Raw genomic sequence first — 8,298 nt, forward strand, 5'->3', positions numbered from 1 at the left:
ACCGCTACCAACGATGACCCTTCCGAAGGGCTTCTAGCCCGGAAGTATCCGGACGAGAATCTCACCGACGACCCTGGCGATCACATGGACGGTGGCCGCAAACCAAAGCGTCCTGTGCGCCGGGGTTTCGTCTTTTCTGGGATTTCGCATCGTGCCTCACCTCCAATCATCCCTAAGTTGCGACGCGCAGAAATCTCGAGGTATCGGTGACCGCGCATCTCAGGAAAAGCAGGCATCCAAAGGGTAGGGGAGTTTTGCCCGATCTCGGGGTGGGCGTTTGTGAACGTTTCGTGAACCGGGCCGGACTACCGAGCGGAGCCGCTGGTCCGCGCGGCGGACAGGTGGCGGGTGAGTGTTGCGCGGGACAGGCCCACAACGTCGACGATTTCCGCGAGTGTGCTGCCAGACTCGCGCATCCGCCGGGCCTCACGCAGCTTCGCGGGAGTCATCTTCGGCGGGCGGCCGCCGACGCGGCCGTGATCGCGCGCGGCTTTCAGCCCGATCGCGGTGCGCTCACGAATAAGGTCACGCTCGAACTGTGCCAGCGCCCCGAAGATGTGGAAGACCAGTTTTCCTCCGGGTGCAGTTGTGTCAATGGCCTCTGTCAGCGACCGGAACCCCACACCGCGCTCGTGCAGCGATTCGACCGTTTAGACAAGCGAGGGACCGGTCGATCCGGGCTAGCCGCCACACCACGAGTGTGTCACCCGCATGCAAGGTGATCGAGTGCCTCGCGCAATTGCGGACAATCCGGGGTGGTCCCCTACTGCCACCTCGGTCCAGAGCCGGTAGCAGCCCACGGCGCGCAGCGCGTCAGCTTACGCATATTGGTCTGATCACTGGTTGAAACTCGCGCATACCCGAGAAGCGTCACGCCGGGATCGTCGCATAACCCACTGACAGTGCGAGGTTATGAGCACCCATAGTGCGGAATTTTGAACGCGAGTTTTGTGCCGCATAGCGCCTGGGCCGATGTACGTCGCTGGGTCTAGCGGCGGCAGGGTGCGGGACTGGCTCAAAAACGGACGATTTCGAGCCGCCCTACTCTAGCTAATGTTTCTAGGTCACATAGCGTGACTAGCCCTAATATGCCCGCGGCCGCGCGGACACCCCGCCGGATCACCGAACCGCGGATGAATGAGCGTACCCGGGGCGGGCTTGCCTGCTGAGCGCGGGAGTTTGTCGTCCCGGCGCACGCGATGCCCGAGCAACCACCGCAGCCAGTTTCGCGTTTCCGCTGTGGTGATGGCTGGTGCCGCGGCTGGAATGCCCGGGATGGTGCCGGGGTGCTTCACCCCTGCTGGCCTCTGATCGTGCACCAGGCTGCGCCTGCCGCAACCTCCGCAGCAAGCTGCCGGTCCTCCTTCCGAAAAGTTTTCCCGCCCTGCGGGTTCGCGCTGCGCGCCGGGAAAACTTTTCTCCCCCCGGCCCGGTCCCGGAGGTTGCAGCAGTCTCTGCCCGCCCGGCGCCGTGATCAGGCACAGCAGGGGCGCACAAGCCCCCCGGCGGGAACCGCGCAACTCCCACCGGACTCTTTGACAACACCACAGCGGAAAGGCGAACCATCATGGCCACGTTTGCAGCGATCATCCTCAACGTCCACGACGACGACGCGGTCGAGCTGTTCAAGTTCGACGCCGACGCCAGTGTCTTGACCACCGAGCAGATCGAACTGATCGCCGCCATCATCGCCGAGCGGGAACACGGACCCCAGTGGCGGGTACGACTGGTCGCACCCATCGTCGACGCCACCCTCGAAGTCCTCTCCGACCACCTCGGCTAACCCCCGCAACCGCCCGAAATCCGGGGCTGGGCAGCACCACGCTCAGCCCCGGCAGAAAGGAGCCACCCCCTGTGTTTCACCAGCTGATCGCCGCCGATTCCGGCACGGCGTGCATCGCTTGCGGCGCGTACTGGCGCACGGAACCAGCACACAGCCAATGCCACGGCGCACCCGGGCTGGTGCACGGCTACGACACCAGCAGCCACAGCCTCGACCAGTGCCGCGCGTACGACACCAGCGGCGAATGCGAACACCTCGCGATCCTCACCGGCTGCGACTGCGACCACTGCACCGGATGACACCCGCTGGGGTCCCGCACGACAAACAGGCCCCTAGCCACCACCTGCCACCGCTTCCCGTTCCCAGAGAAAGGCCCGCAATGACAGACACCCGCACCCTCGTTCTTTTCAGCGACAGCCGCCTTGCCGAAATGTGGTACACCCCCGAGCAGTGGCAGCCCGCATTCGAGCGGGCCACCGCATTCATCGGCAAAATGCTGCTCACCGGAGAAACAGTCACCGCCAGCGGTGACGAAGAATCAGGCTCGTACTCAATCGACTACGGCGGCGGAGAGTCCTACTCCGCGCACTGGCAAACCCACGACGACATCACCGTCTGCGCACACGGCTTCGCCCACATCACCACCCAGCAACACTGCCGCGAATGCACGCTCGAAGCCCTTCTCGAGGACAACCGCGAGTAACACCACTTGGGGCGGGGCCACCGGCCCCGCCCCAACCACCGCGGCCGCCGCACGCCGATAGCGGCCTGACCCTGCAGGGTGAAACAGCCACGTAGTCAGCAGCCCGCGCGTGAGGACCGGAACCGGTCGAGGAGTGTCCATCCGCACCGGCGGCATACCCATATCCGGCAGTAGGGTTCCTCGGTGGTTTGCCAGCCCACCAGCATCGTTCCCGGGCCCAGTTTATGGCCGTTCCCGCACATGCGCGGAGCCCACTCAACCAGCGGGGTCACACACCCCATCCTAACCATTATCGAACTCATGTTCGATATGATTGGGGTGGTGTGGCAGGGATGATCGAGGGAAGCGACCACCCCTGCCACGCCACCAAGGCCAGCCCCTGCGGCCCGTTAGTGCAGCTATACCGAAAGGACCACCGCAACCGCGAGCTACCCGCCCGAAGAGGACCACGGCCAGCGCGGACTCGTGCGCCTGTCAGACGGCACCTACGGTTTCCGCTATGACGAAGGCGCAGAGCCCATCCCACTGGTGACCCCACCCTCGGCTATCCTAATGCTGAGAGCTTCGAGTGATGCTCGCCAGGCGGTCGTATCTCGCGAGGACCTGATGGTGTGCGCGGTTTTGTCGGTGCCAGCGCGTATTGTCAGGCCGGACATCGTCTCGCGGAAGGAAACCGATGGTGGGCATGCGTGATGACGCCGAAACCGCGGCCGAAGCCATCCGCAGTATCAACCACTCTCTGGCCGCGCAGCCCGCGGTTCCAGCACCCGAGGTGTACAGGCTGCTCGGCGGACTGAAGTGGACAGCACACTGATGCCGCAGGCGCTGACCAGTCTCGCGGCCGCTCTCACGAAATCTCTTGATGCGTTCGAGATTTACGATGCCGCAGGCGATCCCGCGGACAGTGTCGCTGCATGCAACGCCAGCCTCCAACGCGCAGCCACCCTCCTTACTGAGGCCGGGGAAGAGCTGGAAAAAGCTCAGTCCGCGATCGCAGACCAGGGCTATCACCCCAGCGAGTAACCCCGCCTGAGCAATGAAGCTATTCGGGGCCGCTGGCGCGGCGCTGTGTTTATTGAGGACCTGACGGGTGGCTGGGTTTGTGGCCTCATCCGGGGCGCGTGAGTGTGGCATGCCGGGGGCCCGTCGCGTCAACCCACGTCCGGGCGCTGTCGCGCGTCCCCAATTTCTTCCGCTTCGCTCCCTGAAATTGGGTTCTGGCGGCCCGGACTCTTCGGGTTGACCCGCCACCCTGAGCATGCCCGGCGATGCGCTGTCCCGGATGGTCCGGGACAGATGGGAGGTCAAGGTGGTCAGCGACATGCTGGCGATCGCGCGGGAGCTTCTGGTTCTCGCCTCCACGGTCGTGGCCCTCCGTACGGCGTACATCGCGCTGGAAACTGCGCGAACTAACCGAGGCGACACTCGGGAAGACCCGCCGCACGAGGGCAACAACTAAACACCAGGGCTGGGTGCGGAACAACAGTTACATGCCCGGCCCGCCTCCATCGTAGGGCAGCACGGGAAGGAATGCGGGTTATGTGGGAGTGGGTGAGTGTCGGGGCAGCGGTGGTGAATCTCGCCGCGATCAGTGTCGCGTACTTCGCGATCCGTAAGACCCGCAGCCGCGAGTAAGAGCGCAGGGGGCTGGCCCGGTGGCCGGCCCCCTCGCCGCGTGCGGTGTGATCTCGCCCGGGCCAGTCAGCGCGACGGGCTAGGGTGCGGCACGATCGTTGGTGTGTCGCACCGAAAGCGGTATCTCCCCCTGACCTTCGCGCATAGTGTTCTCTGCGCGGTCCTGATTCTCGTGTTTACTGTCCGTTTGCAGGCAGGTGAATCGGTGGGCTGGTTTTACATCGCGGTACCGGCCCTGGGTGTGGCGTCAATGGGCCTGTACCTGGTTCTGGAGCGTCGCAGAAAAGCCACCGAGGCAGAGCAGCGCTAGCCGCGAATCGACGCGGGCCCAGTCAAAAAACGGGGGGGGGGGGGAAGCGGTCAGCAGCACAACAAGGGGGGAGGCCGCTGACCGCTTACGAGTCTGTGCACAGTTGACTCAGACAAAAAGGATACCGGCCATGGTGGAAGATCCCCAATCCACAGCCCCTGGCGGCGGGTGCACGGTCACGATGCGCACTTTCCGGCCTGGCTGGGCGACTCGAAACTCCTCAAGAACCCCGTCGGAAAACTCGATAAGTCCGCGCCCTGCGGCGCGCCAGCGCCGCCAGGTAACCACCTTCTCCGTCGCAGGTGCCGACCACCTCGATCTCCTCAGGCACTTACCCGGAGGTTCCGACGCATGCATGCCCTAGGCCAGCGATCGAGTCCGTGGGCAGCCTCCGCGGCGCGGATCGCACGCAAACCCGGCGTGACCTCCGAGTCAGGCAGGAAACGAAACCCAATCCGTTCGTAGTACGGGCCGTTCCAGGCGACTTCGCTAAATGTGGTGAGGGTCAGCGCCGGTGCGCCACGATCGTTCGCCCAGTTCGCCACATGCTCGATGAGCGACCGGCCGATTCCCCTCCCTGCATGGTTGGGGTGCACCGATACCTGCTCGATGTGCACGTTGCCGTCGACCATCTCAGCGATCAGGTACGCAACGGGAAGGTCGTCGTCCGCGGTGTATACCCAGGCCTGGCCCGCTTGCTCGAACTGGCGGAGCCTCTCGAGTGACGGTGGTTCGTCCTCAGCGACAGCAACCATGCCGATCACGGCGAAGGCACGTCCCGCGGCACGCTCGATCTCCCGGAGGATCGGCAGGTCTTCTTCTTGTGCGAGCCGAATCATTCTCGAAGCTCCTTTCTCGGACAGAGATGAACCGTTTCACCCGGAACCGCTTCACGCGGCGGCAGGGCTGACCCGTACCGGACGCAGAGCAAGCGCGGCGAGCGCCGCCGCGACGAGCAGGATCGCAGAACCTTTGAGCACCGCGACCAGCACTCCTAGCGACGTAAGGGCGTGAAACACCCGCTGTACAGTTCTCCACAGCCAAGACTGCCCATTGGTCAGGACACGCTTACGGTGCCGCGCATCCCAGCCCAGGCTGGGGCGGATCACCACGCTGGCGCGTGGTGGTGGGTGTTGTCCCCGGCCTGCGGCCGGGGCAGTGAAAAGAGTTGTGTTCTCCTGCCCTCCTGGCATCCCATTGTGGCCGCGCGGCACCTGCGGTCAAATACCGTGACCTGCTCTGCAGAAACTTTTCCCGCCCTGCGGGTTCGCGCTGCGCGCCGGGAAAACTTTCTGCCTCCCGACGACCCCGTTATTTGACCTTCGCCGCCTTCCCGCGGCCGTCATGTGATTCCCGCCAGGAGGGCAGGAAGAACGAGGCCCGGGGTCTAACCGGGAGAGGGAGGCACAGCCGTGATGGGACGCGCACGTACCGCTGAGCAGCGCAAGGCACACGCGGAAAAGAAGGCAGCCCAGGCCAAGCAGCTGCACAACGAGTTAGAGGCCAAGGTGGCCGGGCTGGCCAGCTCGCAACAGTGTGTTGCGCCCCGGTTCTGGTGGAGGGTCTCATCGCACGGAAGGATGAGATTTATGGGAGTGCCGAGGAAGTACCCGGAGGAGCTGAAGGAACGGGCAACGCGGCTGGCGATCGAGGCCCGTCGTGATCCAGGATCCAAAACAGGAGCGATCAAGCGGATCGCTGATCAACTGGGCATCCATCCCGAGGCCTTGCGTACCTGGGTCCGGCAGGCTGAGGTCGACGGTGGTGTCCGTCCGGGCACCACGACGGCAGAAGCGAAACGCATCGCCGAACTCGAACGGGAGAACCGGGAACTGCGGCGTGCCAACGAGATCCTGAAAACGGCCTCGGCGTTTTTCGCGGCAGCGGAGCTCGACCGCAAACTCAAGTGATCGTCGACTACATCGACGCCCATAAGACCGATTACGGGGTCGAGCCGATCTGCCGGGTTCTTGGCCGGGCCGGTGTGCAGATCGCCCCGTCGACGTACTACGCCGCCAAAACTCGCCCACCGTCGGCGCGAGCCGTCCGCGACGCGGACCTGGTCGAGCAGATCCACCGGGTTCACGCCGAGAACTATGGCGTCTACGGAGCCCGCAAGGTGCATGCGGAGCTGAATCGACAAGGAATCCGGGTGGCCCGGTGCACCGTTGAACGATTGATGCGCATCGCAGGGCTCCGTGGTATCGCAAGGTCGAAGAACCCGCGGACCACCATCGCTGCAGTGGACACTGGCAGGCCCAGCGACCTGGTCAATCGGGGGTTCGTCGCGTCGGCGCCGGACCAGCTGTGGGTTGCTGACATCACCTACGCGCGCACGTTCGCCGGTTGGGCTTATGCGGCGTTTGTGATCGACGTGTTCTCCCGCCGGGTCGTCGGCTGGCAGTTGTCGACGAGTCTGCGTACCGATCTCGCACTCGATGCGCTGGAGATGGGCATCTGGACTCGTGAACATACAGGTCAGGACCTATCGCGGTTGATTCACCACTCCGATCGCGGAGTGCAGTACCGAGCCATTCGCTACACCCAGCGCCTTGCCGATGCCGGCGCAGTCGCCTCGGTCGGCAGCCGCGGTGATTCCTACGATAACGCCCTCGCCGAAGCATTCAACTCGCTGTTCAAAGCCGAACTGATCCGCAACAAGGGTCCGTGGAAGTCAATCGACGACCTCGAGATCGCGGTAGCCGAGTACATCGACTGGTTCAATCACCGGAGGCTGCACGGCGAGATCGGGATGATCCCACCCGTCGAAGCCGAACAGTCCTACTACGATTCACACATCCCCGCCGGAACAACCGAGCGGGTCACCGAGAGCCTCTACTAAACGCGGGGCGCAACAGTGGACGGCGTATCTGCGGTTCTGCCAGTCCTTTTATTCGTACAGCTTCAACAACGTCATCCTGATCATGTCGCAGTGCCCGCACGCTACCCAGGTCGCCGGGTTCCGCAAGTGGCAGGAACTCGGCCGCCAGGTCCGCAAGGGCGAAAAGTCGCTCAAAATTTTCGGGTACAGAACCAAGAAGTACACCGAGGAAAACCCAGCCACCGGAGAGGAAGAAGAGAAGCGCCGCGCGATCTTTCCGGTGCTGAGCGTGTTCGATATCTCCCAGACTGAGCCCATCGAGGGGCACCCGCAGCCCGAGCACCCAGTGCAGCGGCTTACCGGAGACGACGAGCACGGCATCTACTCACGTGTGCATGATTTCATCACCGCGCGCGGCTGGACAGTCACCCGCGAGCACATCGACAGCGCAGCCAACGGCTACACCATGATGGACGGAACACAGCGCATCGTGATCGAAAAGACCCTCAGCCCCGCGCAGGCCGCGAAAACCCTTATCCACGAAACCGCGCACGCCCTCATGCACGGCAAGGACCAGATCGACCGCAACACCCACCATCAAGGACTGCGGGAAGTCGAAGCCGAATCCGTCGCCTACGTCGTCGCGGGAATGCTCGGACTCGACACGACCGCCTACTCCGTTGGCTACGTCACCGGATGGGCAGCCGGTGACCCGGCAGCATTGCGCGCCACCGCCGAACGCGTCCTTGCCACCGTGAAAGACATCATCAACGCGCTGCACACCGACAGCACCGAAGAACCAGACGCGGCCTAACTCCGTCACGGGCGGTATTCGCGCAGGCGGCCCATCGAGGACCGCTGCGCGACAACACCCCTCTGGCCTGTGCCCGCCGCACCCGCCAGCTGCCCGGGTGCGGCGGCGTCACCGCCTGCGGCGGATCACCACGCTGGCGCGCGGTGGCCTCAATCGCCCCGGCCTGACGGCCGGGTCAGTGTTTCTGGGCGCGGTTGCTTTCCCTGACACGCCGATTCTCGGCGGGGCCTCG

General features: G+C 64.3%; 14 protein-coding genes and 1 other annotated feature. Of the genes, 10 read left to right on the forward strand and 4 right to left on the reverse strand.

Going from position 1 to position 8,298, the window contains the following annotated elements; translation table 11 throughout:
- Positions 1-210: hypothetical protein (locus tag ONR57_RS22560; protein ID WP_265125961.1), on the forward strand; the 210-nt coding region annotated here is incomplete at its 5' end.
- A 95-nt stretch (positions 211-305) separates the two neighbouring features.
- Here the strand turns inward: ONR57_RS22560 and ONR57_RS22565 are convergent.
- The gene (locus ONR57_RS22565; protein WP_265125962.1) at positions 306-623 is read right to left on the reverse strand and encodes a recombinase family protein; all 318 of its coding nucleotides are present in this window, start codon (positions 621-623) and stop codon (positions 306-308) included.
- A 944-nt stretch (positions 624-1,567) separates the two neighbouring features.
- Here ONR57_RS22565 and ONR57_RS22570 point away from each other — a divergent pair.
- From ONR57_RS22570 to ONR57_RS22600, 7 genes are all read left to right on the forward strand, one after another.
- Positions 1,568-1,783: a hypothetical protein gene (locus ONR57_RS22570; RefSeq protein ID WP_265125963.1), complete on the forward strand. Its 216-nt coding sequence runs from the start codon at positions 1,568-1,570 to the stop codon at positions 1,781-1,783.
- Between the two features lie 71 nt (positions 1,784-1,854).
- The gene (locus ONR57_RS22575) at positions 1,855-2,082 is read left to right on the forward strand and encodes a hypothetical protein (protein WP_265125964.1); all 228 of its coding nucleotides are present in this window, start codon (positions 1,855-1,857) and stop codon (positions 2,080-2,082) included.
- 80 nt (positions 2,083-2,162) lie between these two features.
- A complete protein-coding gene (locus ONR57_RS22580) occupies positions 2,163-2,486 on the forward strand; it encodes a hypothetical protein (RefSeq protein ID WP_265125965.1) in 324 nt (107 codons plus the stop codon).
- Between the two features lie 676 nt (positions 2,487-3,162).
- Entirely contained in the window at positions 3,163-3,300 is a 138-nt protein-coding gene (locus ONR57_RS22585; RefSeq protein ID WP_265125966.1) for a hypothetical protein, read from the forward strand.
- A complete protein-coding gene (locus ONR57_RS22590; RefSeq protein ID WP_265125967.1) occupies positions 3,285-3,509 on the forward strand; it encodes a hypothetical protein in 225 nt (74 codons plus the stop codon). Before ONR57_RS22585 ends, ONR57_RS22590 begins: the two co-directional genes overlap by 16 nt.
- A 259-nt stretch (positions 3,510-3,768) precedes the next feature.
- Positions 3,769-3,945, forward strand: a complete 177-nt coding sequence (locus ONR57_RS22595; protein ID WP_265125968.1) for a hypothetical protein — start codon at positions 3,769-3,771, stop codon at positions 3,943-3,945.
- 279 nt (positions 3,946-4,224) lie between these two features.
- On the forward strand, positions 4,225-4,431 hold the full coding sequence (locus ONR57_RS22600) for a hypothetical protein (protein ID WP_265125969.1): 207 nt from the start codon (positions 4,225-4,227) through the stop codon (positions 4,429-4,431).
- 108 nt (positions 4,432-4,539) lie between these two features.
- On the opposite strand, the gene ONR57_RS22605 is transcribed toward ONR57_RS22600, so the two are convergent.
- The 3 genes from ONR57_RS22605 to ONR57_RS22615 are packed head-to-tail and all read right to left on the reverse strand — an operon-like array spanning position 4,540 to position 5,450.
- Positions 4,540-4,719 (reverse strand): hypothetical protein, encoded by a 180-nt coding sequence (locus tag ONR57_RS22605; protein ID WP_265125970.1) that lies wholly within the window; start codon positions 4,717-4,719, stop codon positions 4,540-4,542.
- Between the two features lie 35 nt (positions 4,720-4,754).
- Positions 4,755-5,270 (reverse strand): GNAT family N-acetyltransferase, encoded by a 516-nt coding sequence (locus ONR57_RS22610; RefSeq protein ID WP_265125971.1) that lies wholly within the window; start codon positions 5,268-5,270, stop codon positions 4,755-4,757.
- Positions 5,271-5,321: 51 nt separating this feature from the next.
- Positions 5,322-5,450, reverse strand: coding sequence for a hypothetical protein (locus tag ONR57_RS22615; RefSeq protein ID WP_265125972.1), 129 nt, complete (start codon positions 5,448-5,450; stop codon positions 5,322-5,324).
- A gap of 570 nt (positions 5,451-6,020) precedes the next feature.
- Here ONR57_RS22615 and ONR57_RS22620 point away from each other — a divergent pair.
- Together ONR57_RS22620 and ONR57_RS23455 are read left to right on the forward strand one after the other, a co-directional pair.
- Positions 6,021-7,273 (forward strand): IS3 family transposase gene (locus tag ONR57_RS22620; protein ID WP_374116514.1). Its coding sequence is split into 2 segments (ribosomal slippage): positions 6,021-6,315 and positions 6,315-7,273, totalling 1,254 coding nucleotides; the frame shifts between segments, so codons are not numbered across the junction.
- Positions 6,299-6,430: a sequence feature (AL1L pseudoknot), on the forward strand. Its footprint overlaps the gene before it by 132 nt.
- Positions 7,274-7,301: 28 nt before the next feature.
- Positions 7,302-8,066, forward strand: coding sequence for an ArdC-like ssDNA-binding domain-containing protein (locus ONR57_RS23455; RefSeq protein WP_374116515.1), 765 nt, complete (start codon positions 7,302-7,304; stop codon positions 8,064-8,066).
- Positions 8,067-8,298 lie beyond the last annotated feature (232 nt).

Origin of the sequence: Hoyosella sp. YIM 151337 (assembly GCF_026041215.1) — a bacterium.
GTDB lineage: Bacteria > Actinomycetota > Actinomycetes > Mycobacteriales > Mycobacteriaceae > Hoyosella.

Coding starts and splice junctions, on each gene's coding strand:
- ONR57_RS22570 (WP_265125963.1), top strand. CDS start 1,568: ATGGCCACGTTTGCAGCGATCATCCTCAACGTCCACGACGACGACGCG.
- ONR57_RS22580 (WP_265125965.1), top strand. CDS start 2,163: ATGACAGACACCCGCACCCTCGTTCTTTTCAGCGACAGCCGCCTTGCC.
- ONR57_RS22585 (WP_265125966.1), top strand. CDS start 3,163: ATGGTGGGCATGCGTGATGACGCCGAAACCGCGGCCGAAGCCATCCGC.
- ONR57_RS22595 (WP_265125968.1), top strand. CDS start 3,769: ATGGTCCGGGACAGATGGGAGGTCAAGGTGGTCAGCGACATGCTGGCG.
- ONR57_RS22610 (WP_265125971.1), bottom strand. CDS start 5,270: ATGATTCGGCTCGCACAAGAAGAAGACCTGCCGATCCTCCGGGAGATC.